General features: G+C 54.6%; 24 protein-coding genes and 2 tRNA genes. 13 read left to right on the forward strand and 13 right to left on the reverse strand.

Features of this window, described 5'->3' with window-relative positions:
- Positions 1–176 precede the first annotated feature (176 nt).
- Positions 177–2,231: a DNA helicase IV gene (helD, locus tag IV433_RS01255; RefSeq protein WP_195812765.1), complete on the forward strand. Its 2,055-nt coding sequence runs from the start codon at positions 177–179 to the stop codon at positions 2,229–2,231.
- Positions 2,232–2,299: 68 nt separating this feature from the next.
- Here helD and IV433_RS01260 read toward each other — a convergent pair whose 3' ends face one another.
- Together IV433_RS01260 and IV433_RS01265 are read right to left on the reverse strand one after the other, a co-directional pair.
- Positions 2,300–2,761, reverse strand: a complete 462-nt coding sequence (locus tag IV433_RS01260) for a methylglyoxal synthase (protein WP_152324124.1) — start codon at positions 2,759–2,761, stop codon at positions 2,300–2,302.
- A gap of 118 nt (positions 2,762–2,879) precedes the next feature.
- Entirely contained in the window at positions 2,880–3,539 is a 660-nt protein-coding gene (locus IV433_RS01265) for a YccT family protein (RefSeq protein ID WP_195812764.1), read from the reverse strand.
- A 190-nt stretch (positions 3,540–3,729) separates the two neighbouring features.
- Here IV433_RS01265 and IV433_RS01270 point away from each other — a divergent pair, with 190 nt between their 5' ends.
- A complete protein-coding gene (locus tag IV433_RS01270; protein WP_152324122.1) occupies positions 3,730–4,143 on the forward strand; it encodes a CoA-binding protein in 414 nt (137 codons plus the stop codon).
- A 74-nt stretch (positions 4,144–4,217) separates the two neighbouring features.
- Here the strand turns inward: IV433_RS01270 and hspQ are convergent, their stop codons facing one another.
- On the reverse strand, positions 4,218–4,535 hold the full coding sequence (gene hspQ, locus IV433_RS01275; RefSeq protein WP_104921500.1) for a heat shock protein HspQ: 318 nt from the start codon (positions 4,533–4,535) through the stop codon (positions 4,218–4,220).
- Between the two features lie 125 nt (positions 4,536–4,660).
- Positions 4,661–5,854, reverse strand: a complete 1,194-nt coding sequence (gene rlmI / locus IV433_RS01280; protein WP_195812763.1) for a 23S rRNA (cytosine(1962)-C(5))-methyltransferase RlmI — start codon at positions 5,852–5,854, stop codon at positions 4,661–4,663.
- A 99-nt stretch (positions 5,855–5,953) separates the two neighbouring features.
- Between rlmI and yccX the strand changes: the two genes are divergently transcribed.
- A complete protein-coding gene (gene yccX / locus IV433_RS01285) occupies positions 5,954–6,232 on the forward strand; it encodes an acylphosphatase (protein WP_101075882.1) in 279 nt (92 codons plus the stop codon).
- Between the two features lie 3 nt (positions 6,233–6,235).
- Here the strand turns inward: yccX and tusE are convergent, their stop codons facing one another.
- On the reverse strand, positions 6,236–6,565 hold the full coding sequence (gene tusE / locus IV433_RS01290) for a sulfurtransferase TusE (RefSeq protein WP_195812762.1): 330 nt from the start codon (positions 6,563–6,565) through the stop codon (positions 6,236–6,238).
- Positions 6,566–6,672: 107 nt separating this feature from the next.
- Positions 6,673–7,335: an FtsH protease modulator YccA gene (gene yccA, locus IV433_RS01295; RefSeq protein WP_152324118.1), complete on the reverse strand. Its 663-nt coding sequence runs from the start codon at positions 7,333–7,335 to the stop codon at positions 6,673–6,675.
- A 260-nt stretch (positions 7,336–7,595) separates the two neighbouring features.
- On the opposite strand from yccA, the gene IV433_RS01300 reads away from it, so the two are divergent.
- Together IV433_RS01300 and IV433_RS01305 are read left to right on the forward strand one after the other, a co-directional pair.
- A tRNA-Ser gene (locus IV433_RS01300) sits at positions 7,596–7,683 on the forward strand.
- 183 nt (positions 7,684–7,866) lie between these two features.
- A tRNA-Ser gene (locus IV433_RS01305) sits at positions 7,867–7,954 on the forward strand.
- Positions 7,955–8,082: 128 nt separating this feature from the next.
- Here the strand turns inward: IV433_RS01305 and IV433_RS01310 are convergent.
- The 4 genes from IV433_RS01310 to IV433_RS01325 form a co-directional block, all read right to left on the reverse strand.
- Positions 8,083–9,129, reverse strand: coding sequence for an ABC transporter ATP-binding protein (locus IV433_RS01310; RefSeq protein WP_195812761.1), 1,047 nt, complete (start codon positions 9,127–9,129; stop codon positions 8,083–8,085).
- The gene (locus IV433_RS01315; protein WP_195812760.1) at positions 9,126–10,709 is read right to left on the reverse strand and encodes an ABC transporter permease; all 1,584 of its coding nucleotides are present in this window, start codon (positions 10,707–10,709) and stop codon (positions 9,126–9,128) included. The genes IV433_RS01310 and IV433_RS01315 overlap by 4 nt, the downstream gene beginning before the upstream one ends.
- Positions 10,710–10,746: 37 nt before the next feature.
- Complete coding sequence (locus IV433_RS01320) at positions 10,747–11,757, reverse strand: iron ABC transporter substrate-binding protein (protein WP_195812759.1); 1,011 nt, start codon at positions 11,755–11,757, stop codon at positions 10,747–10,749.
- 177 nt (positions 11,758–11,934) lie between these two features.
- On the reverse strand, positions 11,935–12,876 hold the full coding sequence (locus IV433_RS01325; protein WP_195812758.1) for an AraC family transcriptional regulator: 942 nt from the start codon (positions 12,874–12,876) through the stop codon (positions 11,935–11,937).
- 120 nt (positions 12,877–12,996) lie between these two features.
- Here IV433_RS01325 and IV433_RS01330 point away from each other — a divergent pair, with 120 nt between their 5' ends.
- The 6 genes from IV433_RS01330 to IV433_RS01355 all read left to right on the forward strand — a co-directional run bounded on the left by IV433_RS01330 (position 12,997) and on the right by IV433_RS01355 (position 20,392).
- Complete coding sequence (locus tag IV433_RS01330; protein WP_195812757.1) at positions 12,997–13,887, forward strand: SDR family oxidoreductase; 891 nt, start codon at positions 12,997–12,999, stop codon at positions 13,885–13,887.
- A 189-nt stretch (positions 13,888–14,076) separates the two neighbouring features.
- On the forward strand, positions 14,077–15,165 hold the full coding sequence (locus IV433_RS01335) for an ABC transporter substrate-binding protein (protein WP_195812756.1): 1,089 nt from the start codon (positions 14,077–14,079) through the stop codon (positions 15,163–15,165).
- 77 nt (positions 15,166–15,242) lie between these two features.
- Positions 15,243–17,012 carry an ABC transporter permease gene (locus tag IV433_RS01340; protein ID WP_101075872.1) on the forward strand — a complete coding sequence of 590 codons (1,770 nt, stop codon included), beginning with the start codon at positions 15,243–15,245 and terminating at the stop codon, positions 17,010–17,012.
- Positions 17,005–18,096: an ABC transporter ATP-binding protein gene (locus tag IV433_RS01345; RefSeq protein WP_195812755.1), complete on the forward strand. Its 1,092-nt coding sequence runs from the start codon at positions 17,005–17,007 to the stop codon at positions 18,094–18,096. The genes IV433_RS01340 and IV433_RS01345 overlap by 8 nt, the downstream gene beginning before the upstream one ends.
- 57 nt (positions 18,097–18,153) lie before the next feature.
- Positions 18,154–18,654 carry a GNAT family N-acetyltransferase gene (locus IV433_RS01350; protein ID WP_195812754.1) on the forward strand — a complete coding sequence of 167 codons (501 nt, stop codon included), beginning with the start codon at positions 18,154–18,156 and terminating at the stop codon, positions 18,652–18,654.
- Positions 18,655–18,766: 112 nt separating this feature from the next.
- The gene (locus IV433_RS01355) at positions 18,767–20,392 is read left to right on the forward strand and encodes a methyl-accepting chemotaxis protein (RefSeq protein ID WP_195812753.1); all 1,626 of its coding nucleotides are present in this window, start codon (positions 18,767–18,769) and stop codon (positions 20,390–20,392) included.
- Positions 20,393–20,406: 14 nt separating this feature from the next.
- Here IV433_RS01355 and IV433_RS01360 read toward each other — a convergent pair whose 3' ends face one another.
- Positions 20,407–21,006 (reverse strand): cupin, encoded by a 600-nt coding sequence (locus IV433_RS01360; RefSeq protein ID WP_195812752.1) that lies wholly within the window; start codon positions 21,004–21,006, stop codon positions 20,407–20,409.
- Positions 21,007–21,250: 244 nt separating this feature from the next.
- Between IV433_RS01360 and osmE the strand changes: the two genes are divergently transcribed.
- Positions 21,251–21,583, forward strand: a complete 333-nt coding sequence (gene osmE / locus IV433_RS01365) for an osmotically-inducible lipoprotein OsmE (RefSeq protein WP_195812751.1) — start codon at positions 21,251–21,253, stop codon at positions 21,581–21,583.
- 44 nt (positions 21,584–21,627) lie between these two features.
- Here osmE and IV433_RS01370 read toward each other — a convergent pair whose 3' ends face one another.
- The gene (locus IV433_RS01370) at positions 21,628–23,355 is read right to left on the reverse strand and encodes a potassium/proton antiporter (protein WP_195812750.1); all 1,728 of its coding nucleotides are present in this window, start codon (positions 23,353–23,355) and stop codon (positions 21,628–21,630) included.
- A gap of 195 nt (positions 23,356–23,550) precedes the next feature.
- Here IV433_RS01370 and IV433_RS01375 point away from each other — a divergent pair, with 195 nt between their 5' ends.
- Positions 23,551–23,745, forward strand: coding sequence for a hypothetical protein (locus IV433_RS01375; RefSeq protein WP_195812749.1), 195 nt, complete (start codon positions 23,551–23,553; stop codon positions 23,743–23,745).
- Positions 23,746–23,784: 39 nt separating this feature from the next.
- Here the strand turns inward: IV433_RS01375 and IV433_RS01380 are convergent, their stop codons facing one another.
- Complete coding sequence (locus IV433_RS01380; protein WP_195812748.1) at positions 23,785–25,098, reverse strand: NAD(P)/FAD-dependent oxidoreductase; 1,314 nt, start codon at positions 25,096–25,098, stop codon at positions 23,785–23,787.
- Positions 25,099–25,134: the final 36 nt, after the last annotated feature.

Consider the following 25,134-nt stretch of genomic DNA (forward strand, 5'->3'; position numbering starts at 1 on the left):
TATTAATAAGTTGAAAAATTTCAGGTTAACTAAAAAGAAACACCGTCTTATTCTACCCTGTTTTGGAATGTGGATCGCCTCTGCAAATCAAAGGTAAACTCTTAAAACGACTTGCATGTAAAATAAGAAATATTACTTTTCCGTCAGGAATTAAAGAGAAAAAACGGTGTGATGATATGGAATTGAAATCGACCTCTTTCGGGAAACATCTGGCGCAGCATCCCTATAACCGGGTGCGTCTGCTTAATGCAGGCGTAGAAGTCAGCGGCGACAAACATCACTACCTGATCCCTTTTAATCAGCTTATCCAGATCCGCTGTAAACGCGGCATTGTCTGGGGCGAGCTTGAATTTGAATTGCCCGAGGCAAAAGTTGTCCGCCTTCACGGCACTGAGTGGCAGGAAACGCAGCGTTTTTATCAGCACCTTCTCAAAATCTGGCAGGCCTGGAGTGAGGAGATGAGTGGCGTCAGCGCAGGCGTTCTGCACGGGCAAATTGAAAAAATCACGCACATTGAAGAGCAGGATAAGTGGTTTAAAAGCGCCGATTTGGCTGACGTCCAGAAAGACATCACCGGGGCATTTTCCGCCATTCCTGTCCCCGTCGGGCGTCTCAATGATTTCGATAATTGCCGCGAAGATTATCACACCTGCTTACGCTGGCTTGAGCAGGGAAAACGCAGCGTCGATAAACGCAATCTGGCCTGGACTGACCGGGTGATTGCGCAAAATCAGGACTTCTTTGATACCGTCGAAGTTTCTCCGCTAAACGAAAGTCAGTGTCGCGCGGTGGTGAATGGCGAAGACGCGGTCCTGGTGCTGGCCGGTGCTGGCAGCGGCAAAACCTCGGTGCTGGTGGCGCGCGCAGGCTGGTTGCTGCGCCGTCAGGAAGCGGTACCGGAGCAAATTCTGTTGCTGGCGTTTGGACGTCAGGCTGCGGAAGAAATGAACACGCGTATAAAAGAACGTCTGCATACCGACGGGATCAAAGCCAAAACGTTCCACGCGCTGGCTTTGCAGATTATTCAGGAAGGCAGCAAGAAAGCGCCAAAAATTAGCAAACTGGAAACTGATGCTAAAGCGCGCCGCAGCCTGCTTATCAAAACCTGGCAGGAACAATGCGCTGGCAAGAAAGTGCAGGCCAGCGGCTGGCGGCAGTGGATGACCGATGAGCTTGAATGGGATGTGCCGGAAGGGGATTACTGGAAAAATAAATCGCTGGCCGAACGTCTGGGCAGCCGTCTTGAACGCTGGCTGAGTCTGATGCGCACGCACGGCGGAAGCCAGGCCGAAATGATTGAGAGCGCACACGAAGACGTGAAAGACCTGTTTTCTAAGCGCATCCGCCTTATGGCTCCGTTTCTGAAAGCCTGGAAAACGGCGCTGAAAGAAGAGGGCGCGGTGGATTTTTCCGGGCTTATTCATCAGGCCGTGAACATTCTGGAGAAAGGCCGCTTTGTCAGCCCGTGGAAACACATTCTCGTCGATGAATTTCAGGACATCTCCCCGCAGCGCGCGCTGTTGTTGTCGGCATTGCGCAAGCTGAATAAGCGCACCAGCCTGTTTGCGGTGGGCGATGACTGGCAGGCGATTTACCGTTTCAGCGGTGCAGAGCTTTCCCTGACCACCGCTTTTGCAACACACTTTGGCGAAGGGGCCCAGTGCGCGCTCGATACCACTTACCGCTTCAACGACCGCATCGGTGAAATCGCCAATAAATTTGTTCAGCAGAATCCTTATCAGCTGAAAAAACCGCTGAACAGCCTGACGAAGGGCAACAAGAAAAACGTGGTGATCTTGCCGGATGAACAGCTGGAAAAGCTGCTGGATAAGCTCAGTGGTTATGTCACTGCCGATGAAAAAATTCTGGTGCTGGCGCGTTATCATCATTTACGGCCACAGATTCTGGAAAAGGCCGTTACCCGCTGGCCTAAGCTGAATCTTGAATTTATGACGATCCACGCCAGTAAAGGTCAGCAGGCGGAATACGTCATTATTGTCGGGCTGCATGAAGGCAACGACGGCTTCCCGGCTCCGGCGCGTGAATCGGTGCTGGAGCAGGTCTTATTACCGGAACCTGAAAACTTCATGGGTGCCGAGGAACGGCGGTTGCTGTATGTGGCGATGACCCGCGCGAAGCATCAGGTCTGGTTAATGCAGGATAAAGCATGTCCTTCCATTTTTGTGGAGCAGCTGGAAGATATCGGCGTTCCGGTGCAAAGAAAACCCTGATAACAAAACGCCCGGTCAATGCCGGGCGTTTTGTTAATGAAAGCATGACAAATACGCAGTTGCGCGTATCACTCTTTCAGGCGTGCCCATAAATAACGCTGATAATCAGGGATAGTAATATCCACTTCTGACTGGAACAGTGGAGAGGCAATCAGGAAATCCGCCGTCGCCACATTGGTGGCGACCGGAATATTCCACACGGTTGCCAGACGCAGCAGGGCCTTCACATCCGGGTCGTGAGGAACGGCATTGAGCGGATCCCACAGGAAAATCAGCAGATCAATTTTTCCTTCCGCAATCAGGGCACCAACCTGCTGGTCACCGCCCATCGGGCCACTCAGCATACTTTTTACCGTAATTCCGGTGCTGCGCTGAACCATATTCCCGGTGGTGCCGGTGGCATAGAGAACGTGTTGCGACAGTTCAGCAACGTTTTTATCCACCCATTTCATCAGGGTATTTTTGCAGTGGTCATGCGCGACCAGGGCAATGTGTTTTTGTTTGGCGATCGTACGGGTCGTGTATTCCATCTAATTCCCTTCAACGCGAAAGTAAGAGTGGAACACAGAATACTGAAACTCTGTTTTACTGCATAGCGCGGGGGGAACAATTCGGCATTAAGAAAGAGAATGCGTGATGCAGATTAAGTTACGAGGCGCGTTCTTGTTTTTCCGGCAGTTTAAACCAGAGCAACAATTGTTCGATACCCGCATTGGCGGCCAGACGCGTCCAGAGCGGATGAAGATAAGCGATGGAAATTTGCGAAGGAACATCACTCGCCAGCGCCGATTTTCTGTCGGTATTCCCTCTGGCAAAAGAAGGTACAGCAGCCCGTGCGCCGGATAAGTTATACGTCATCATGAGCTTTTCAGCGGCAGCCGTATTGCCCGGATTAAAGAGGCTCAGGACATCGCGTTGGGTTACCAGAGTTTTTCCCTGATCATCCACCAGCTGATAATTCATTTGCTGACTGAACTGGGCGGTGTCTTTTTCATTGCTCAGTGAAGGCAGGACGAAGGAAACTGAGCGGCTTCCTTTGGCATTGAATGTGACAATCAGCGCCGGAGAGTGATAAATCAGCGCGTTTTGCGCGGCAGCAGGGTGCAGATTTTTGCTGACCTGAAACAAAATCTGATGCTGCCCGCCATCCAGCTCAAGGCTGTCTGCTCCTTTCAGGATCGCGCCAGACATCTGTTTGCCGTCGATAACCAGCACATCCACATCCGCAGACAGTTTGAGTGAGGTCGCAGAAGCTGACGCCATCAGGCTGAAGCTCGCTAATGCGACCAGCGCACGACAGACTTTCATTCTTCTCTCCTCAGACACATCATTGCTCATCCTCCATTATTCAGTAACGGCGATTGTGTGTCAAAGTTTTACAAAATGTTTTAATTTCACATAAGGCAATTCCGCACACCGATCCTTTTTGCGCCAGGCCCTGTCGAAACGGTCAGGCTGCGTTACACTTAGCGGAGACTGGTCAAAAGGAGATAACCCCGTGCAAGACAATGATATTCGCAAAATTCTTGAGGACGTAAAAACGATCGCTCTGGTGGGTGCCAGCGATAATCCTGGCCGCCCGAGTTATGGCGTCATGGCCTATCTGCTTTCTCAGGGATATAAGGTCATTCCGGTCAGTCCAAAACTGGCAGGGCAGGAACTGCTGGGGCAAAAAGCGGTGGGATCGCTGGCTGAAATCGCAGAACCGGTGGATATGGTCGATGTTTTCCGTAATGCGGAAGCCGCTTACGGTGTAGCGCAGGAAGCCATCGCAATTAAAGCAAAAGTGCTGTGGCTGCAACTGGGCGTGATCAACGAACAGGCCGCTGTGCTAGCAAAAGATGGCGGGCTGAAAGTGGTGATGGATCGCTGTCCGAAAATTGAAATCCCACGTCTGGGCATGGAAAAGTAACCGTCTCAAGTAGTGGTAAGACGAAAAAAAACCGGCCCAAATAGCCGGTTTTTCATTATACGTGCGCGGCACGATCAGTTGCGCAGACGCGGTGCCTGTAACTGACTGCGGATAGAAGCGGCCAGGTCATCCAGAGACGTTTGTTCCGGGTGCGAGCGGGCAGCTTCATGGTCAATCTGAATTTCTGCCAGATACGTGTGAACCGGCTGGCCTTCTTCATCTTCCATTACCACGTGATACCAGGGCGCGGCACGCATTGAATCGTCAGCGGCAACGTCATCGACGCCGGGTTTTTCGAGTGAATATTCCGCGTCGACGTCAATTACCACGCCTAAATAGCCTAACAGTCTGTGGCGAACTTGCTGGCCGATACCGTATTTGCTGGCAATCATAGTCATCTCCCAAAATCATCATTAATCTCTATATGGAGATAAAATGTGCTATTTCAAGTTTTGACCGCTTAATCTGCTAAAAATTCTGCGACGCGCTGCCGGAACAGCACGTCGAGATCATCGGATTAATTCATCACCAGGCAGGCGAAGCCCTTCAGGTATAAACCTTCCGGATACGCGCCGGTCACCGGGTGATCGGCAGCCTGACGGAATTGTTCCACGAACTGAATTTCGCGACCGGCATCCAGTGCGGCGTCAGCGAGGATTTTCTGGAACAAATCGGTTGGCAGCAGACCGGAGCAGGAGAAGCTCAGCAGAATTCCGCCCGGACGCAGCAGCTGAATCGCCAGCATATTGATATCTTTGTAGCCACGACAGGCGCTCGCCAGCTGGTTTTTGTTCTCAACAAATTTCGGCGGATCCATCACAATCATGTCGAACTGCTGGCCTTCCGCGCGGTATTTACGCAGCAGCTGGAAAACGTCTTCGCGAACGAATTCGGCTTTCGACAGATCCAGTTTGTTCAGCTCAACGTTCTGACGCGCAACGTCCAGCGCGGCCTGAGAAGTATCCACGTTGGTGACTTTGGTGCAGCCGCCCATCAGCGCAGACACGGCGAACGCGCCGGTGTAGGAGAAACAGTTCAGCACATTGCGGTCTGCGGCATAGCTGCGTGCGGCAAAGCGGCTGTCACGCTGATCAAGATAGAAACCGGTTTTATGGCCTTCTTTGATATCAACCAGAAGGCTCATGCCGTGTTCCTGAATCGGCAGCAGGGCAGGCGGTTCTTCACCGACAACATGGCCCTGAACCAGTTCCAGGCCTTCTTTTTTACGCACCGCAACGTCGGAACGATCCCAGATTGCGCATTCCGGATAGCAGTGTTGTAAGGCGGCAATCAGCGGCGCGCGCTGGTATTCAGCACCGGCAGACAGCAATTGCAGCACAAGGAAATTCTGGAAACGGTCAATGGTGATGCCCGGCAGACAGTCGGATTCACCGGCAATCAGGCGGTAACCGTCCAGCCCGTCGCGTTTGGCGATATAATCACGCCAGCTTTGCGCCTGCTGTAAACGGCGGATGAAAAAATCAATATCGATATCTTCATCTTGCTTGAAAGTCCAGACACGGGCACGGATCTGGGATGACGGTGAATAAGCACCGCGCGCCAGCCATTTCCCCTGACTGTCTACAATATCAATAGTATCGCCGGAATTGGCTTTACCCTCGACGCGCTGAACAGCGCCGGAAAACACCCACGGGTGGCGGCGTAAAAGTGATTTTTCGCGGCCTTTGGCCAGAATTAAACGTGCAGTCATAAAATTAGGTTCTGTCGGTTCGGAGACAAAAAAGAGCGACATTGTCCGGTCATGCAGGTGAAATTGCAACGAACCATACCGCTAACGGAGAGAAAAATTATGGCAAAAGTCAGTATAGCCGCCTATGTCTACGGCATGGTGCAGGGTGTCGGTTTTCGTTTTGCGACACAACATCAGGCTACCGGATTAGGGCTGACCGGTTATGCAAAAAATCTTGATGACGGCAGCGTCGAAGTGGTGGCGTGCGGCGAACAGGAGAAAGTGGATCAGCTGCTAGCCTGGCTGAAACAGGGCGGCCCGAAACATGCGCGGGTTGATCGTGTGCTGAGTGAGCCCGCCGCTCCCGGTCATTACACCGATTTCAAAATCAAATACTGAGCATTACAGGCATTTTACCGGTTTTGGCAGGCCTGCGATTTTGGTCGCCTGTTTGGCCGGGCCTTTCGGGAACAGCCTGAACAGATAGCGGCTGTTGCCTTTCTCTTCACCGTATTTCTGGGCCATCGCTTTCACCAGCATGCGCACGGCCGGTGATGTATTGAATTCGAGATAAAACTCGCGCACGAAACGCACCACTTCCCAGTGCGCATCGGTAAGCAGAATGCCTTCTTCTTCTGCCAGCAGCGGCGCCATGCCTTCCTGCCAGTCATTACTGTTTTTCAGGTAACCCTGAGCGTCTGTTTCTATTACCTGACCGTCAAACTCCAGCATACAACCTCTGACCTGTAAAAATGCAGCCGACAGTTTATCAAAAAGCCCCGTCTGACAAAATAAAAAGCCCCGCACGGTGGCGGGGCTGGAACGAATTACTTGTGTAATCAGTTACGTGATGACATCCCGAGAATGCTCAGCAGGCTGACAAACACGTTGTAGAGCGACACATACAGGCTGACCGTGGCGCGAATATAGTTGGTTTCGCCGCCGTGAATAATATTACTGGTCTCCCACAGGATCGCGCCCGCTGAGAATAGAATAAACAGGCAACTGATCGCCAGCGACAGCGCCGGAATTTGCAGGAACAGGTTCGCGATAACCGCGACCAGCAGCACGACAAAGCCCGCCATCATCATGCCCGACAGGAACGACATGTCTTTTCGCGTGGTCAGCACGTAAGCAGAACAACAGAAGAAGACCAGAGCCGTACCGCCAAGCGCCAGCATAATAATGTCACCGGCACCCACGGAAAGCAGGGAACTCAGCAACGGTCCGAGCGTATAGCCCATGAAACCGGTCAGCGCGAAGGCTGACAAAATACCCGCCGGGCTGTTCGCCGTGCGGTAAGTCAGGAACATCAGGCCATAGAAACCGACGATAGTCAGCAGGAAGCCTGGTGCAGGTAAGCGGAGAACTGTACTCGCCGTCGCAGTGATCGCCGAAACGCCGAGCGTCAGTGCTAACAGGAAATAAGTATTACGCAACACCCGGTGTGTGCTTAACAACGAGCCTGCGCGTGATGACGTAGAGGCAGCGTAACGATCCATAATAAAATTCTCACTTTTAACAAAACGTTGGAGTCGGTGAAAATACAGTCAGACTGGAGTGTAAGTAGTTGCGTGACGTCATTAAAGACGTTTTACCCTTCTTTACCTCCCTAAGCGCCGCCAGACGGGGTTTCCTGATGCCAAAATCGCCGTAATGATGCTTAAATCGCCGCTTGAGAACCGAATGCCTGTTTTTCAGGCAATTGAATGCAATCAGGCTTTACAACCCGATCGGCTATGTTTATAGTTCGCTTCGTTGCGGAGGGGTGGCCGAGCGGCTGAAGGCACCGGTCTTGAAAACCGGCGATGGGAAACCATTCAAGAGTTCGAATCTCTTCTCCTCCGCCATATACAACACAAGAAAGCTGCTAAGAAATTAGCGGCTTTTTTTGTGTCTGAAATTTGTGAAGCTGATTTAAATGCTCATTAAATCAACAAAATAGACTGAAAATAATGTTTGCATCTTTTTTCCGGTCTTGTATACTACGCCCCGTACTGAACGACTGATGTCGCAAAGTGCTTGTTGTTTACGGAGGGGTGGCCGAGCGGCTGAAGGCACCGGTCTTGAAAACCGGCGATGGGAAACCATTCGAGAGTTCGAATCTCTCCTCCTCCGCCATAAACAACACATTAAAGCTGCTAAGCAATTAGCGGCTTTTTTTGTGTCTCAAATTCGGGAGTTTGCGCGAAGACGTGCTGTTGTGCGGGCACGAAACGCCCGCAGTGGGTGAATAAAACGGCTAAAAACTACGGTAAGAAAACGTGCGCATGACCTTCCACGCAGATATCTACTGCGGATCCCACTGAAATATCCCTCTGGCTGACCATCCTGATATCGAGTATCTGCTTGCTGTCAGTAAGCTCAAGGCTGAGCGTCGAGATGAATCCGGCAAAATCAATGCTGACCACTTTTGCCAGACAGTGCGCCGCGCCGGTCAGTTTTTCTGCGGGCGTAACGTGGATTTGCTCAGGGCGCAGCATGATGCGGGTGTTGCCTGTACGAAAAGCATTATCCACCGCGATATTTCCCAGCGCGCAGTGCGCCCGGCCGCGTTCAAGGCGTGCGTCCAGCAGTAACGTTTCCCCTAAAAATGTGGCAGTCAGCTCGTCTGCCGGACGCAGATATATTTCCTGCGGCGCACCGACATGCGCCAGTTTGCCATTTCGCATGACCGCAACCTGATCGGCAAATGACAGCGCTTCGGTCTGATCGTGCGTCACCAAAACGGATGCGATCCGCGTTTCCGCCAGCAATTCCGCCACTACTTTTCGCGTTGATGCGCGCAGGGCGGTGTCGAGTGCCGAGAACGGTTCATCGAGTAACATCAGCACCGGTTTTTGCGCCAGAGCTCGTGCCAGCGCAACGCGTTGTTGCTGACCGCCGGAAAGTTCGTGCGGCCAGAGTGTAGCCAGACGCCGGTCCAGCGCCACCATGTCCATCAGCTCGTCGATGCGGGTTTGTTTCTCACGTTTTCCCCCCGTCAGTCCGTACGCAATGTTCCCGGCCACCGTGAAATGCGGAAACAGCGCGCCATCCTGCGGAACAAATCCGATACCTCTTTTATGCGCCGGCACGTGTAATCCGGTGCCGTGCAGCAGATTTCCCTGCAAAAAGACTTTGCCGTGATCGGGATTTTCAAACCCGGCGATAATGCGCAGTAATGTGGTTTTTCCTGAGCCAGAAGGGCCGACAATCGCCGTCCGGCTGCCCGGGCTGACGCGCAGGTCGATATTCTCCAGGACTTTGACGCCCGTGTAAGATTTGCTGATTCCACGCAGTTCGAGCGTACTCATAGTCCGGCCTTACGTTGAGATTGTGAATAAAGGATCCAGGTCAGCGGCAGCGACAGCAAAACGATCAGCAGCGCATAAGGTGAGGCCGCAACATAATCAATTTCACTGGTCAGCGCCCAGAACGCCGTCGCCAGCGTGCGCGTGCCGTTGGGTGCCAGCAATAATGTCGCGGTCAGCTCATTGGTGACCGCAAGGAAAACCAGCGCCGCACCGGCGGCGGCACCCGGCGCGGCAAGGCGCATCGTCGTGCTCCACAATGCCTGAAAAGGGGAACGCCCCAGACTTCGGGCGGCGTTTTCCAGTTCAACCGGTGCCTGGGCGATCCCTGCCCGCAGATTGATTAATGCTCGCGGCATAAACATCAGCAGATAGGCGAACAAAATCGTAATTTCCGTCTGATAAAGCGGGCGTGCGATGCGGATGGTAATGGTGACCAGCGCCAGCGCAACGACAATACCGGGCAGGGAACTGGTGATGTAATTACAGCTTTCCAGAAAGCGGTATAACCGCCCCGGATAACGCACCGAAATCCAGGCCATCGGTACCGCGCAGACCGTGGTGATTGCCGCACCGGCCAGCGCGTACAGCAGCGTTTGTTTTAGCGCGGGCCACAGTTGCGGGTTAAGCCAGACATCGGTGCCGCCAAGATAAAGCCAGCGCGCCAGCGTAACAAAGGGAACACCGAGCGAAAGGCCGGTCAGCAGGGCAGGCAGGCATAAACTCAGTGCAGTCATACCGGCGCTCATCGGGCGCAAAGTCTGGCGTCTGGCGCTGCCGGAGCCGACGCGGGCGTAGCGCGCTTTCCCGCGGCTGGCGGTTTCCACCAGCAAAACGGCAAGGCAGCACAGCGCCAGCACACCGGCCAGCATATTGGCGGCGGGGCCGTTAAAGGTGGACTGAAACTGATCGAAAATCGCGGTTGTAAACGTATCAAAGCGGATCATCGCGTAAAGGCCGTATTCCGCCAGCAGGTGCAGGGCAATCAGCAGCGAACCGCCCCAGACGGCCAGTTTCAGCTGCGGGAGGAACACACGAAAAAAGACCGCGACGGGTGGTGAACCGGATGACGCTGCGGCATCTTCCAACCCGGGATCGAGCCGTCGTAAAACCGCCGCTGCGGGTAAATAAATAAAGGGGAAATAAGCAATCAGGGAGATAAATACGCCTGCGCCCAGGCCGTGCATTGACGGAACCAGGCTAATCCACGCGTAGCTTTGTACAAAAGCCGGAACGGCCAGCGGCGCGGTAGCCAGTAAAGACCAGATCCGGCGGCCGGGCAGACGGGTTCTTTCAGTCAGCCACGCCAGCCCAATGCCGGTGACGGCGCAAAGCGGCAGCGTGATGACCACGAGCAGCACGGTATTGGTCAGTAATTCGCCCACCCGCGGGCGAAAAACCAGTGCCTTAACCGTTTGCCAGCCGGTATCGAAGGTAATACCAACCACGAATCCCAGCGGCAGCAAAGACAGCAGGGACAGCAGCACCGCCGCCAGCACAATACCGGTTCCTGCCCGGCGGGAGGAACCGTTGCGGCGGATACGCCATCTGGCGCGGACACCTTCGAGACTCATATTCGACATGATGATTAAGGCACGCTGCTCGTGAAAATTACTGCTGTTACAGCAGACCGGCTTCAGTCATTAAATCGACCACTTTCTTGCTGTTCAGCTTAGACGCATCGACTTTCGGCGCATCCAGATCTTTGAGCTGAACCAGTTTCGGGTTAGACGCGGCGTTCACGCCAACGGCATATTCAAACGCATCGTTAGTGCGCAGAATTTCCTGCCCTTGCTTGCCGGTGATCCACTTAACAAATTCCTGCGCTTCTTTCTGATGCTTGCTGGAAGCCAGAACGCCGCCGCCGGAGATGCTCACAAACGCGCCCGGATCTTTATGTTTGAAGTAATACAGTTGGGTATTTTTGCTGTTTTCACCGGTTTTGGCCTGATCCACAAAGCGGTAGTAGTGATAGATAATCCCGCCGTCGATCTGCCCGGCGTTCACGGCTTTCATTACGGTGCTGTTGCCTTTATAGGCGGTGAAATTGGTTTTCATCGCTTTCAGCCATTCCAGCGTGGCTTTTTCGCCTTTCAGCTCCAGCAATGCGCTCACGATAGCCTGGAAATCCGCGCCGGAAGGTGAAGCCGCCCAGCGGCCTTTCCATTCCGGTTTTGCCAGATCCATCAGTGATTTTGGTAACTGTGCTTCGCTGATTTTTTCCGGGTTATAGACAAAAACGGTAGTGCGGGCGGCGATACCAATCCAGCGGCCGTGCGCCGGGCGGTAAGCGGAGTCCACCTGTTGCTGAGTGGCGGAATCGAGCGGGGCGAACAATTTGGCGTTATCCACCAGTACCATTGCCGGTGAGTTCTCGGTCAGAAACACGTCGGCCGGAGAGGCGCTGCCTTCCTGCACCAACTGGTTGCCGAGTTCGCTGTCGCCGCCGTTACGCAGCGTGACTTTGATACCGGTGTCTTTGGTGAATCCGTCGACCCAGGATTGCACCAGATTTTCGTGCTGAGCGTTGTAAATGACGATGCCTTCATCGGCGGCGCGGGCAGTGAAAGCCAGCATCAGTGAGGAAGCGAGTAAAGCGACTGGCCCGAGTGAGGAAAAACGTAACTTCATAAGAAAATCCTTTAGAAAGAAAAAAGAAGAAGATAACGACGTCACTACATGTGCAAAGCGTGAAAATGCAAAAAGTTACACTGCAAACCATTCTGAAATTGATTCGTATTTAATTATGTAAAAACATCTCATCATCTTTCAGCCCCGCTTTATGACACATCCAAGATTAAGAAAACCTTAGGGACGTGATTCCTCTTCAAAAACCGTTTCTACTTTCTGCCCGTATTGCCGTGGCGAACAGCCGAGCGTGCGTTTAAACGCCGTGCTGAATGCACTTTCAGACTCATAACCCAATGACAATGCCACGCTGGAAACCGGTTCGTTACCGTTTGCCAGCCGGTCTCCGGCCAGCAACATACGCCAGCGCGTCAGATATTCCAGCGGTGCGCTGCCGACGGCCTGCTTGAATTTCAGTGAGAAGACCGAGCGCGACATGCCTGCGCGTTCCGCCAGCGTCTGAACCGTCCACCGGTGTGCGGGATTTTCATGCATCGCGTTCAGCGCTTTCGCTAATTGCTTATCCGCCAGTGCGGCAAACCATCCGCTGGCCCCGCGATCCGGCGCGTTATCGACGTGCATCCGCAGCGCCTGCACCAGCATCATGTGCGCCATATGCTGCGCGATAAGCAAACCGCCGGGGCGTTCGTCGCGCAGTTCCTGCATCATCTGTTCCACCGCCCAGCGCAAACTGTCTTTGTCGGATTCTTTTGAGATATGCACAACTGGCGGCAGCATCGCCAGCAGGGTAGGGGCGTTGGTTCCGCTGACGGCAAAACGGCTGCCGGTCAGGAAGAAATCTTTGCCGCCATTACACGACACCGTGCCACCGCCGCGCGCCTGTTCAAAAATCGGCCCGGCATCGACCGGTGAAATACTCAGATCGCTGGCGAGCCGGAAAGGGCGGCCGCTGGGCAACACGAAACAGTCTCCGGCTTTGAGATGAACCGGTTCAGGCACCGATTCGACGGCCAGCCAGCATTCGCCGGTAATAATCGCATTGCATTTAATCGACTGATAATGAGAGGGAAATTGCACGGACCAGTCTCCGCCAGCTTCAAAGCCTTTGGACATATAGCTGCGCGGTTTGAGCAGCGACAACACATCAGAAAGAGGATCCATCAGCGACTCCGGACGATTGCAAAGATATTACGGACATTAGCGCATAGATCGTCTTTTCTCCAGCCCCTATATTTCATGGCGTAGTCTTTCATTTTTTCAGAGAACACAGAGGAAATTGCCATGCGTGTATTTGTAACAGGAGCAACAGGTTTTGTCGGTTCTGTGGTCGTGGAGGAATTGCTGCGCGCGGGCCATCAGGTGCTCGGGCTGGCCCGTTCCGATGCGTCAGCGCAGGCGCTGAAAGCAGCCGGAGCCGGTGTGCTTCGTGGCAGTATTGAAGATCTGCATAGCCTGAAAGCAGGCGCGGCGCAGGCCGATGGCGTGATCCACACCGCGTTCATTCATGATTTTTCTAAATTTATGGAGAACTGCGAAAAAGACCGGCTGGCGATAGGCGCGTTGGGCGAGGCGCTGGCGGGAACGGAAAAACCGCTGATCGTGACGTCCGGCACAGCGCTGGTGAATAACGGCCAGCGGGTGACGGAAAAGGATTTGCCGGATCCGCAGGGCGGAAATCCGCGCGTGGCGTCCGATCTGGCCGTCGCCGCGCTGGCAGAACAGGGCGTGCGGGTTTCGCTGGTGCGCCTGCCGCCGTCCGTGCATGGCGCGGGTGACCACGGTTTCGTGCCGATGATCATTGCGATGGCGCGGGAGAAAGGCGTGTCGGCGTACATTGGCGAAGGCGAAAATCTCTGGCCTGCGGTTCACCGGCTGGATGCGGCGAAAGTGTTCCGGCTGGCGCTGGAAAAGGGCGCGCATAACGCGGTTTATCACGCGAATGCCGAGGAAGGCGTGCCGTTCCGCGAGATTGCGCAGATGATCGGCAGACACCTGAATATCCCGGTTGAAAGCAAAACGGCAGAAGCCGCCGCGACGCATTTTGGCTGGTTTACCCACTTCGCGGGGCTGAATAATCCGACGTCCAGCGAGCTGACCCGCAAGGTTTTGGGCTGGAAACCCGGGCATCAGGGCTTACTGAAGGATATCGATACCGCCGGATACTTTGATTAATTCCTCACGAAAATCAGGCTGCGTTTGTGGCCTGATTTTAACTTCTCGCCGTGGTTTTAATGGTGTTAATTGCCTAAAAAACGCCCCGACTCACAAATCGGGAAGATAAAAACAATCCCTCATTGCCAGTCTGACGTTATGCGTTATGTTGATTTTTAGTTTCCCAAATGTAACTAGAGGTTAACAATAATGTCTAAAAAATTACGTCTGTCTCTGATTGCTGCTTCTGTACTGATCTCTTCCTCCGCAATGTCTGCCCTGCCGCAGGGCTATCCTGCGGATTACCAAAAAGTTGTTGATGCCGCGACCAAAGAAGGCAAAGTGGTCGTGTATTCCACCACCGACACCAAAGCCGCCGGCCCGCTGATCCAGGGGTTTGAGGCCACTTATCCGGGCATTAAAGTGGAATATAACGACATGAACAGCACCGAGCTGTACAACCGTTATATCAGCGAACAGGCGGCGGGCGGCACCAGCGGCGACGTGGTCTGGAGCTCTTCCATGGATACCGCGCTGAAGCTGGCGACCGATTACGCGCAGGAATACAAATCGCCTGAACAAGGCCAGTTGCCGAAATGGGCGGTGTGGAAAGACAAAGCCTACGGCACGACCTACGAACCGGTGGTGTTTATTTATAACAAACGCCTGATCCCGGCCGGTGATGTACCGGATTCCCACGCCGCGCTGGCAAAACTCATCGCCAGCCAGACCGATAAATTCAACAAAAAAGTTACCACTTACGATATCGAGAAATCCGGCCTCGGCTTCATGCTTTCCGTGCAGGATTTCAAAGCCGATCCGAACTATTTCAAAACGCTGGCTGACGTCGCCAAAGGCGGTTTAGCCGTGCAGTCTTCCACCGGCACCATGATGGAAAGGGTGTCTTCCGGTGAAAACCTGATTGGTTTTAACATTCTCGGTTCCTACGCCGAAGCCCGCGCAAAAACCGATCCGTCGCTCGGCATTTCCTATCCGAAGGATTACACCCTGGTGCTTTCGCGCGTTTCCTTCATCAGCCAGCAAGCCCAACACGGGAACGCCGCCAAACTGTGGCTGGATTACGTGCTGTCTGAAAAAGGGCAAACCATTCTGGCAAATCAGGCCGACATTCCGTCAATCCGCAACGATATCGAAGGTAAAAACGACATTGACGGTCTGACCAAACTGCTAGGCAATGCGCTCAAGCCAATCCCGGTCGATGAAACCCTGCTCGAATACCTGCAACAGAAAAAGCGTCTGGATTACATCAAAGAGTGGCGCGCCGCAGCACAAAAATAAGACTCACGGAGGCGTCCGCGCCTCCTGTTCTCTTGCCTGATTTCGTTGTTCAGGGTTCCTAACCGAAGGGAAGTAACATGAATGCATTGCGCAGAAAGTGGCAAAGCTTGCCGCGTGGCATTGTGGTGCTGATAACCGCGCTGGTTATCTACATTCCGTTGTCGTTCATCGTGATACAAAGTTTTCTCTCCGCTCCGTTCTTCTCCCCGTCAAAAGAGTGGAGCCTCGAGTCTTTCGGATTTATTTTCACCGATCCGGATTTTTATAAGGCGCTGAGAAGCGGCTTCATTCTGGCCTTCGGGCTGGTGGTGATCGCCATTCCGCTGGGCGGTATTCTGGCGTTCCTGATGGTGCGCACCGATTTGCCGGGCCGCCGCGTGATTGAACCGCTGATCCTGGTGCCGATTTTCGTCTCGCCGATGGTGTTGGGTTTCGGTTACGTCGTCGCCGCCGGGCCGGTCGGGTTCTTCTCGCTGTGGGCGCAGTCGCTGATCGGGTTTGTGCCGTGGAACATCTACGACATGTCGAGCATCGTGGTGATTGCCGGGCTGACGCACGTTCCGCACGCTTATCTGTACATCTCCTCGGCGCTGCGCAGCGTGGGTTCGGATGTGGAAGAAGCCGCGCGAACCGCCGGTGCCTCGCCGCTTCAGGTCATGACCGCCGTCAGTTTGCCGATGGTGCGTCCTTCCATTTTATACGCCACCGTGTTGCTGTTTTTCCTCGGGCTGGAAGTCTTCGGGCTGATGCTGGTTCTCGGCGACCCGGAAGGCAACATGGTGCTGGCAACTTACCTGTATCAACTGACCAACAAACTCGGAACGCCGTCTTATCATCTGATGGCCGCCGTTGCGGTGGTGCTGATTTGCATCACCATTCCGCTGGTGATGTTGCAGCGCCGCCTGATGCGCACGGCGAACCGCTTCGTGACCGTAAAAGGCAAAGCCTCGCAGGCACGGGCGTTGCCGCTCGGGAAATGGCGCTGGGTGGCCGGTGCGGTGGTGGCGTTCTGGCTGACCGTCACGATTGGCGTGCCGCTGCTCGGCGTAATGCTGCGCGCGTTTATTTCTAACTGGGGCGTCGGTGTTTCCCTGTGGGATGAGCTGTCGTTCAACACCTTCCGCACGATCTGGGAACAGCCGAACCTGCTGCGCGCGATCGTCAACTCGATGGCAATTGGTGTCATCGGTGGCGCGCTGGCGGTGGCCTGTTATCTGTTTATCGGCATTGCGATGCACCGCAAACCGGACGGTGTCACGCGTTTCCTCGATTACAGCGTACTGGTACCGCGTGCGGTGCCGGGCTTGCTGGCCGGTCTGGCATTTTTGTGGGTATTTCTGTTCCTGCCGATGTGGCTGGATAACGCGCTCAAATCCGGCTGGCTTTCCGGGATGCCGTGGTCGCAATGGTTACGTGACAACCTGGTGGTCTGGCTGCGTTCCCTGCGCAGTACCATTTTCAGCGTCTGGCTGGCGTACACCGTGGTGTGGATGGCGTACGGTCTGCGGCTGATTTCCTCCACGCTGTTGCAGGTCGGCCCTGAGCTGGAAGAAGCGGCGCGCAGCACCGGCGCAACGCGCGGGCAGATTACCCGCCACGTCACCATTCCGTTATCGCGCTACGGCCTGATTGGCTCGTGGTTGCTGATGTTCCTGATTTTCGAGCGCGAATATTCCACCGGTGTGTACCTGTTATCGCCGGGGACGGAAACCATCGGCTCAATGCTGGTTTCCCTGTGGGCGGCGGGTGCGATCGACATCGTTGCCGCGCTCTCCTTTATTAACATCCTGCTGGTGGTGTTAGGTCTGGGTATTGCCCTTCGTTTTGGAGTCAAATTACATGATTGAATTATCGGTCGAGAATCTGCACTTAACCTACGGCGACAACCCGGTGCTCAAAGGCGTGTCGATGGATCTCAAACGCGGGGAAGTGGTGTCGTTGCTCGGGCCTTCCGGCAGTGGCAAAACCACGTTATTGCGCGCCGTCGCCGGGCTGGAAAAACCGACGCAGGGCACCATTATCATCGGCAAAAACAAAGTCTACGACGGCACGCCGCGCAGCGAAATTCCGGCAGAAGAGCGCAACCTCGGGCTGGTGTTCCAGTCTTATGCGCTGTGGCCGCATAAAACCGTGTTCGAGAACGTGGCGTATCCGCTGAAACTGCGCAAAATCGCAGCGGGTGAAATCACTCAGCGCGTGCAGGATGTGCTGAATCAGCTCGGGCTGGGACATCTGGGTAAACGCCATCCGCATCAGCTTTCCGGCGGACAGCAGCAACGCGTGGCGATTGGCCGGGCGCTGGTCTACAACCCGCCGGTGATTTTGCTCGATGAGCCGCTCTCCAACCTGGATGCCAAACTGCGTGAGGAAGCCCGCGTGTTCCTGCGTGAGCTGATCATCAAACTGGGGCTGTCGGCGCTGATGGTCACGCACGATCAGAACGAAGCGATGGCGATTTCCGACCGCATTCTGCTGCTCAATAACGGCAAAATTGAGCAACAGGGCACGCCGCAGGAAATGTACGGTTCGCCAAAAACCTTGTTTACCGCGGAATTTATGGGCAGCAATAACCGCCTGCACGGGAAAATCACCGAAGTCCGCGACGGCAAAGCGCGGATCGAAGGCAACGGCTGGACGCTGTGGGGGCAGGCGGGCGACGGCGTGCAAGCCGGGCAGGAAGGCACTGCGGTGATCCGCGTTGAGCGCGTGGTGCTGGCAGACGGGCCGGGCGATAATCAGCTGGAATTACCGCTGCTCACCAGCATGTATCTCGGCGACCGCTGGGAATATCTGTTCCGCACGTCCGGCGATGATTTTGTGATCCGTGCGTACGGCTCTGATGTGCGCGATCCGCAGCATTGTCATCTGTCTTTGCCGGAGCAACATGTGTGGATCTTCCCTAAACAACAGGGAAGCACTCAGGGCGCTTGACACAAACAAGGGGAATCGACAGATTGGTTCCCCTTGTTTGTTTAAAACGGTTTTTCCATGACTCAGATTTCATCTTCCACCGCTAACAGCACCTTAAAAATTGTCAGCCTGGCCGACGTTCCTCAGTATCTGGACGTCGTGACCGAATACCTTCACGGCGAATGGTCTGACTTTCCTCACTGGGCCCAGAAAGAGTATATCCGCCAGCGGCTTATACAGCGGATGAACAGCCGCGGACGCCAGTGTGTGCTGATTGCGCTTGATGAAGATGAGCAGGTTGTGGGCACGGCGGGTGTGATGCGTTACGAACTCAGCGATTTTGCGGAACGCAAATACTGGCTGGGCGAAGTTTTTACGCCGCGTCATCTGCGCGGAAAAGGGATTGGTACGGCGCTGGTCAAAGCCTGTATCAGCCGCTCGCGCGATGCCGGGCTGGAAACGCTCTGGCTGTACACGCCGGATCAGCAGGGGCTGTACGGACGTCTTGGCTGGCAGGAAGTGGAAAACCGCGAAGTCGATAATGAACAGGTCACCGTGATGCAGCGTTCGCTCCGCTGAAGCTATTCATGCTCTTCCATTCAGGGGAACCGCGTCCTGCGGTTTCCTGAAATATTTCTGTCATTTCCTGCGCGTAAAATTCTGCTTCTTATCCAAATAATGCAGAATAATCATGATTTTAACTTCTCATTCACGTATTGGTAAAATACCTTTCAACAGATTATTTCGATATGTTTTCACAAAGCGTCCACGGGGAATACTTTTCGGGGTAATTTGCGTTATCGCCCTGTTTTCTGCTTTACAGATTTTCTCCACCGTTGTGCTCACTAATATTCTTCAGGACGCGCGCAACAACGTCATTGCGACGGAAAACCTGCGTCAGCAACAGGCGGTGATGGATAAAGCCCGCATGGAACTGCTGATGGCCAGCGACAAACTCAACCGCGCAGGCATTTATTACATGCAGGATAAAGAAACCGGTTCCGACGGCAGCTGGCATAGCCTGATGCAGGAATCGCTGGATTCCCTGACCGCCTCGCAAAAAGCGTTTGCCCGTTTCGACGGCATGACGAAGAACGCCGACAAAGCCACCGCCGAGCTTAAAGCCAGCTACCAGATGTTCTTTGACGGGCTGCGCGAACAGTCGGATGGACTGCAAAAAAACAACACCATTGATTCCTTCTTTGAAGTACCGGTTCAGGCATTTCAGGATGATTTCAGCCAGAAGTATTACGCCTATCTGGACGTCAACGAACACACGGCGGTGTCGCTCAGCGACCGTTTGCTCAGCTCGCTGACGCAGGCGAAAACGTTATTTATGGGCGCGCTGGTGATTCTGGCGGTGATCGCCGTTCTGGTCTGGCGCGGGGTCACGGCGTGGATAATCCGCCCGCTGCAACGGATGATCGGGCATATCAGTGTGCTGGCCGCAGGAGATTTATCCCGCGACGTCGAAGACGATCATTCACGTGTGATTGAAATGCGTGAACTGGGCGTGAGTCTGCGCAACATGCAGCGCGGCCTGCAAAAGCTGGTCAGCGAAGTGCGCGATGCGTCCTCGCATATCATGCTCAACATCAACCAGATGGCGAAAGGCAACGAAGAGCTTTCCGCGCAGGCGGCCATTCAGAGCGAAGAACTGAAAGCGGCGACCGAACACATCACCCATCTGAATGAGCGGGTCAAAGAAAATGCCCTGCACGCGCAGCAGGCCAGCAAACGAGCCGAACAGGCCAAAGGCGTGGCGACGCGCGGCGGCGAAGTGATGGGGCAGGTGGATACGGCGATGAAAGAGATTGTCAGTCAGTCGACGGAAATGAGCAGCATCGTGTCGATGATCGACAGCGTGGCGTTTCAGACCAATATTCTGGCGCTGAATGCGGCCATCGAAGCGGCGCATGCCGGGCAGCACGGGCGCGGCTTTGCGGTGGTGGCAAAAGAAATCGGCCTGCTGGCGCAAAAAAGCAGCCATTCCACACGCGGCATTCATCAGCTGATTGACGATTCCGTAGAGCAGATCGGACGCGGATCGGCGTCTGTCAGCGTGCTGAGCCAGAGCCTGGAGGAAATCATCAACATCTTCAACGGCCTGAGCGCGCTGGTGAATGAAATTTCAGAAGCGACGTTGTATCAGGGGCAAAGTGTTCACGATGTCTCCGAACGGATCACCGCGCTCAACCATGTGACGCTGCAAAACGGCAAACTGGCCGATCACGCGGCGGCATCTTCCCAGCAATTGCTCGACCAGTCACAGCGGCTGGAAAGGGCGGTGGCGCGTTTCGGGCTGGCAGCGGCGTAAGTAAAGATTAAGGATTAGCTTTTATGCCAGACCAGCATGCTGCCTTCGCTGTGCCCGGTGACCGGATCGGTCGCCGGCAGCGGCACGGCTTTGACCGCTTTAGTGCGCGCGGCCAGCAGCGGCAGTTCGTCATGACACAAATCGGCTTTGATGTCCGGCGGGTAAGCGCCGACCAGCATAAAATCCTCGTCGGCGGAAATCTGTTTATGGCCGATACCGGCGGGCAGTAACAGGACGTCGCCGACTTTCACGTCAATAATCTTGCCGTGTTCGCCGCCGAGTTGCAGCTTGGCCGTGCCGGAAAAAACGCCCAGCGCTTCATGCGTATTTGAGTGGAAATGCGTGAATGTATAAACCGGATAACGCCACTGCGGCGGCCAGCCGTTGGAGCGGAAAAGGTGTTCGAGATAATCGGCGTTATCGACGGCATCGGGCGGGATCACGCGGTGGTAAATCAGCACCGGTAAAAGGTTATTGGGTACGCCGCCATCGGGTTTATCAATCAGCAAAGTGTCCATCGCGACCTCTCTGGGATCCGCAAAGCCCAAACGGGGGATCGGCAACAGGGCCATCACACCCAGCAAAGTCACAAACCGGCGTCGGTCCAAATGCATCAGGAATAGCTCCTTGTCGCGCAATCAAAGGCTTACATCATTCATGTATAGATCATAAATGGCGGGCTGGCCTCTTTTTAACGGGCATTTTTTTGCCCGCCGGAAACCGGTTAAATTCGCAACAACAGTTATCAGAAAAAACTTAAAAACTGTAGCAATCAACAAATATAAGTCATATTGGCTGGCTATATCGGCTATCTCTTCTAGTCTTAACAATACAAAAAAGACCTCAGGAGGAGATGTTATGAATAAGAAAATGTTAATTATGGTTGCTACAGCAGTTTCTGTACTGGCAGGGTGTCAGACTTACGATCGTGCAGCGAGTTACGTGAAAGAACCTGTCGTCAGCGACGTTAAAGTCGGTATGACCAAATCTCAGGTTCGTGCTATTGCAGGGCCACCGTCAACGGAAGCGACGCTGGTACACGCGAAAGGGACTTGTCAGACTTACGCTGTCGCCCCGCGTGACGGCAAAGCGCAGACTTACTTCGTCAGCTTTAACGACACCGGTCATGTCATGAATAAAGGTTATCAGTCTTGTTCAGACTACGATAAAGATCCTCAGGCCGCTCAGTAATACGGCCTGGCTTCTCCCCCGGCGAAGGGGGAGAAGCCCCATTCTCAGGCTTTTTCCGTCACAATCCTCACGCCGACTTTACTTACCTGATTCCCGTCCATTTCTGCAATCGTCCACGTCAGCCCGTCCCATTCGATATGGTCACCGATCACCGGTTCGCCACCCAGCAGGCGGATAACGAAATGTCCCAGCGTTTGTGACTGGTCAACGGAATCTTCCAGGTTTAGGCCATACAGTTGTGAAATTGCATCCAGCGGCGCATCGGCCTGCAAAATGAAATCCCCGAAGAAACGGTCGTCGAGCACGACTTTATTGCTGTCGCTGAACAGTTTACCCAGCTCCGGCAAATCCTTTTCCTGACCGATGACACACAGAATATCGCCTTCCTTGAGTCGCGTGCTGCCGGTCGGATGCAGCATTTCCTTACCGCGGAACAGTGCCGCAATCCGCGTCGCCTGCGGCATTTGCAGGTCACGCAGTGCCGCGCCGACGCACCATTTGTCGGAGCCGAGCTGATACACAAACTGTTCCCAGTCGTTATAAACGTCGATATCGAGCCCGACGCGGGAAATCGGCGTCGGCTGCGGCGGCACCAGCACTTTGGCTTTCTTGGCCGCAAAGCCCAGAGAGGTGCCCTGAAGCAACAGCGATACCAGCACGATAAAGAACGCGACATTGAAATACAGCGTGGCATTTGGCAGGCCAGCCATCATCGGGAAAACCGCCAGAATGATCGGCACCGCGCCGCGCAGGCCGACCCAGGAGATAAAGAAACGCTCGCGCAGGGTGAAGTTTTTGAACGGGATCAGGCTGACAAACACCGAGAGCGGGCGGGCCAGCAGGATCATCCACAGGGAAAGCGCCAGCGCCGCAAGGGCAATCGGCAGCAAATCGCTCGGCGTCAGCAACAGGCCGAGCACCAGGAACATCCCGATCTGGCTCAGCCACGCCAGCCCGTCGAACGTCTGCAAAATGCCGTGACGGTTACGGATCGGCATATTGCCCAGCATCAGGCCGCACAGATAGACCGCCAGAATGCCGCTGCCTTCCAGCGCCATGGTGGCCGCATAAACCAGCAGGCCGCCGCTGAACGCCAGCAACGGATAGAGCCCGGCCGCCAGCGTAATCTTGTTGATAAGTTTATGCAGCAGCCAGCCGCCGCCGACGCCAAACACAATGCCGAGGCCAAACTGGCGCACGACATCCACGACAAACATCAGGCTCAGCCCGTGTTCACCTTTGGAGATCATGTCGATAAGCGTGATGGTCAGGAAGACTGCCATCGGATCGTTGCTGCCAGATTCAATTTCTAACGTGGCGCTGACGCGTTCGTTCAGGCCTTTTCCGCCGATCAGCGAAAACACCGCCGCCGCATCAGTGGAGCCGATAATCGCGCCAATCAGCAAGCCCTGCATCAGATTGATGTGGAACAGCCAGGCGGCCGCCAGCCCGGTCAGACCGGCGGTAATCAGCACGCCGACCGTCGCCAGTGAAAGTGCCGGCCAGAGTGCGACACGGAACGAGGAGGCGCGGGTGCGCATTCCGCCATCAAGCAAAATCACCGCCAGCGCCAGGTTACTGACCAGATACGCGGCAGGATAATTATCAAAGGCAATGCCACCGATCCCGTCGACGCCGGCCAGCATGCCGATCGCCAGGAAAATGACCAAAATAGGGATACCGAGCTTCGAAGAGAACGAACTGAGCAAAATGCTCGCTGCGACTAACAGGGCGCCAATAAAGAAAAGGGTATTAATCGTGCTGGCGTCCAAGAGAGATCTCCTTGTAAAGCTTTAAGGGCGCGGGGGAAGTGCGGTTGAGTCATCAATGACAACAGGTCTAATTTATCAGGAAAATGAGCGTCTTGCTGAGGTCATTTAGGATTTTTATTAGTTGCACTTAAGAATAAAAAACTATGCTTAAAGATGAGTAATGTCCATGAGCAGTGAACATAAAAGGAGCTAAACATGAGTGAATATACCGGTGTACGCCGTGAGGTGCTGAAAGACGGCGCGATAAAACATGTGGTTATCCGCGATGCTGGCGGTACTGAACAGGCGATCGCGGCAAAAGATTACATTTCGCAAGGGATCCTGCCCGATCTGAATGAGTTGCCCGAAGTCAGTACGGATAGTGAATTTCCGGTCGCCGGAAAAGGGTAAGCCCCCGCAGGGTGCCTGCGGGGAAAGGGCTGTAGCCGGTTAAACGCCTAACCGGTCGCGCAGTGAATAATAAGCGGCGCCGAGCATGGTAAACGGCACCTGGAAGTTGCGGCCACCGAAGAACGGCATGTGCGGCAGGCGGGCAAATGCGTCAAAACGTTCTGCATCGCCGCGCAGCACTTCGGTAATCAGCTTTCCGGCCAGATGCGTGAGCGTCACGCCGTGGCCGCTGTCGCCCTGCATATAGTAGATATTTTTTTCCAGTCGCCCGAACTGCGGCAGGCGCGAGAGCGTCAGCAGGAAATTGCCGCCCCAGCGGTAATCAATCTTCACGCCCTTGAGCTGCGGGAACGTGCGGTTGAGTTTTGGCAGGATCACCGAATCAATGTTCGGTGGATTCTTCCCGCCATAGGTCACGCCACCGCCGTACAGCATGCGGTTATCGGCAGTAAGACGGAAATAGTCGAGCAGATAGTTGCAGTCTTCCACGCAATAATTATTCGGCAGCAGCGACAGTGCCATGTCATCGGACAACGGCTCAGTGGCAACAATCTGCGAACCGCACGGCATGCTCAGGCGTGTCAGGCGCGGCGCGAGTTGCTGGCTAAGATACGCATTGCCCGCCAGAATCACATATTTCGCTTTAACCGTGCCTTTTGCCGTATGCGCGATGGCCGGTTCGCCGTGCTCGATGCGCGTGACCGCCGAGCCTTCAAAAATGCGCCCGCCGTGACGGCGTATCGCTTCGGCCTCGCCCAGCACCAGATTCAGCGGATGAATATGCCCGCCATTTTTATCCAGCAGACCCCCGACATAACGGTCGGTGGCGATTTCACGGCGAACCGCGCTTTCATCAAGCAGTGTCAGTTCGGTATGGCCGTATCGGTTCCAGAGTTTTTGCTGGTCACGCAATTTATTGAGCTGTCTTGTGCTCAGCGCCGCAAAAATGCAGCCGGGGCGGTAATCGCAGTCAATCGCGTACTGATCAATGCGCTGGCGGATGATATTTGCGCCTTCAAACATCATGCTGCCGAGCATGTCGGCGGTCTGGCGGCCATAACGGTCTTCAATCACATCGATATCGCGGCTGTAAGAATTGACCACCTGGCCGCCGTTGCGCCCGCTGGCGCCCCAGCCGACGCGCGCGGCTTCCAGCACCACCACGTCGTAACCGGCTTCGCACAGATATAACGCTGAAGAGATGCCGGTATAACCGGCACCGACAATACAAACGTCGCACTCAATATTGTCATTAAGCTCAGGCCACGGCGCGTGAGCGTTGACAGAACTGGCGTAATAGCTGTCGGTGTGAGGCGCACCGGCAGCGCGGGGACTTCCTGTTTGAGCACTCATGATGACATCCTTCTTTGGGTTCCCGTCGTCAGGCCC

It is taken from the genome of Rahnella laticis, assembly GCF_015644585.1.
Lineage (GTDB): Bacteria > Pseudomonadota > Gammaproteobacteria > Enterobacterales > Enterobacteriaceae > Rahnella > Rahnella laticis.

Coding starts and splice junctions, on each gene's coding strand:
- helD (WP_195812765.1), top strand. CDS start 177: ATGGAATTGAAATCGACCTCTTTCGGGAAACATCTGGCGCAGCATCCC.
- IV433_RS01260 (WP_152324124.1), bottom strand. CDS start 2,761: ATGGAATACACGACCCGTACGATCGCCAAACAAAAACACATTGCCCTG.
- IV433_RS01265 (WP_195812764.1), bottom strand. CDS start 3,539: ATGAAAGTCTGTCGTGCGCTGGTCGCATTAGCGAGCTTCAGCCTGATG.
- hspQ (WP_104921500.1), bottom strand. CDS start 4,535: ATGATTGCCAGCAAATACGGTATCGGCCAGCAAGTTCGCCACAGACTG.
- rlmI (WP_195812763.1), bottom strand. CDS start 5,854: ATGACTGCACGTTTAATTCTGGCCAAAGGCCGCGAAAAATCACTTTTA.
- yccX (WP_101075882.1), top strand. CDS start 5,954: ATGGCAAAAGTCAGTATAGCCGCCTATGTCTACGGCATGGTGCAGGGT.
- tusE (WP_195812762.1), bottom strand. CDS start 6,565: ATGCTGGAGTTTGACGGTCAGGTAATAGAAACAGACGCTCAGGGTTAC.
- yccA (WP_152324118.1), bottom strand. CDS start 7,335: ATGGATCGTTACGCTGCCTCTACGTCATCACGCGCAGGCTCGTTGTTA.
- IV433_RS01310 (WP_195812761.1), bottom strand. CDS start 9,129: ATGAGTACGCTCGAACTGCGTGGAATCAGCAAATCTTACACGGGCGTC.
- IV433_RS01315 (WP_195812760.1), bottom strand. CDS start 10,709: ATGTCGAATATGAGTCTCGAAGGTGTCCGCGCCAGATGGCGTATCCGC.
- IV433_RS01320 (WP_195812759.1), bottom strand. CDS start 11,757: ATGAAGTTACGTTTTTCCTCACTCGGGCCAGTCGCTTTACTCGCTTCC.
- IV433_RS01325 (WP_195812758.1), bottom strand. CDS start 12,876: ATGGATCCTCTTTCTGATGTGTTGTCGCTGCTCAAACCGCGCAGCTAT.
- IV433_RS01330 (WP_195812757.1), top strand. CDS start 12,997: ATGCGTGTATTTGTAACAGGAGCAACAGGTTTTGTCGGTTCTGTGGTC.
- IV433_RS01335 (WP_195812756.1), top strand. CDS start 14,077: ATGTCTAAAAAATTACGTCTGTCTCTGATTGCTGCTTCTGTACTGATC.
- IV433_RS01340 (WP_101075872.1), top strand. CDS start 15,243: ATGAATGCATTGCGCAGAAAGTGGCAAAGCTTGCCGCGTGGCATTGTG.
- IV433_RS01345 (WP_195812755.1), top strand. CDS start 17,005: ATGATTGAATTATCGGTCGAGAATCTGCACTTAACCTACGGCGACAAC.
- IV433_RS01350 (WP_195812754.1), top strand. CDS start 18,154: ATGACTCAGATTTCATCTTCCACCGCTAACAGCACCTTAAAAATTGTC.
- IV433_RS01355 (WP_195812753.1), top strand. CDS start 18,767: ATGATTTTAACTTCTCATTCACGTATTGGTAAAATACCTTTCAACAGA.
- IV433_RS01360 (WP_195812752.1), bottom strand. CDS start 21,006: ATGCATTTGGACCGACGCCGGTTTGTGACTTTGCTGGGTGTGATGGCC.
- osmE (WP_195812751.1), top strand. CDS start 21,251: ATGAATAAGAAAATGTTAATTATGGTTGCTACAGCAGTTTCTGTACTG.
- IV433_RS01375 (WP_195812749.1), top strand. CDS start 23,551: ATGAGTGAATATACCGGTGTACGCCGTGAGGTGCTGAAAGACGGCGCG.
- IV433_RS01380 (WP_195812748.1), bottom strand. CDS start 25,098: ATGAGTGCTCAAACAGGAAGTCCCCGCGCTGCCGGTGCGCCTCACACC.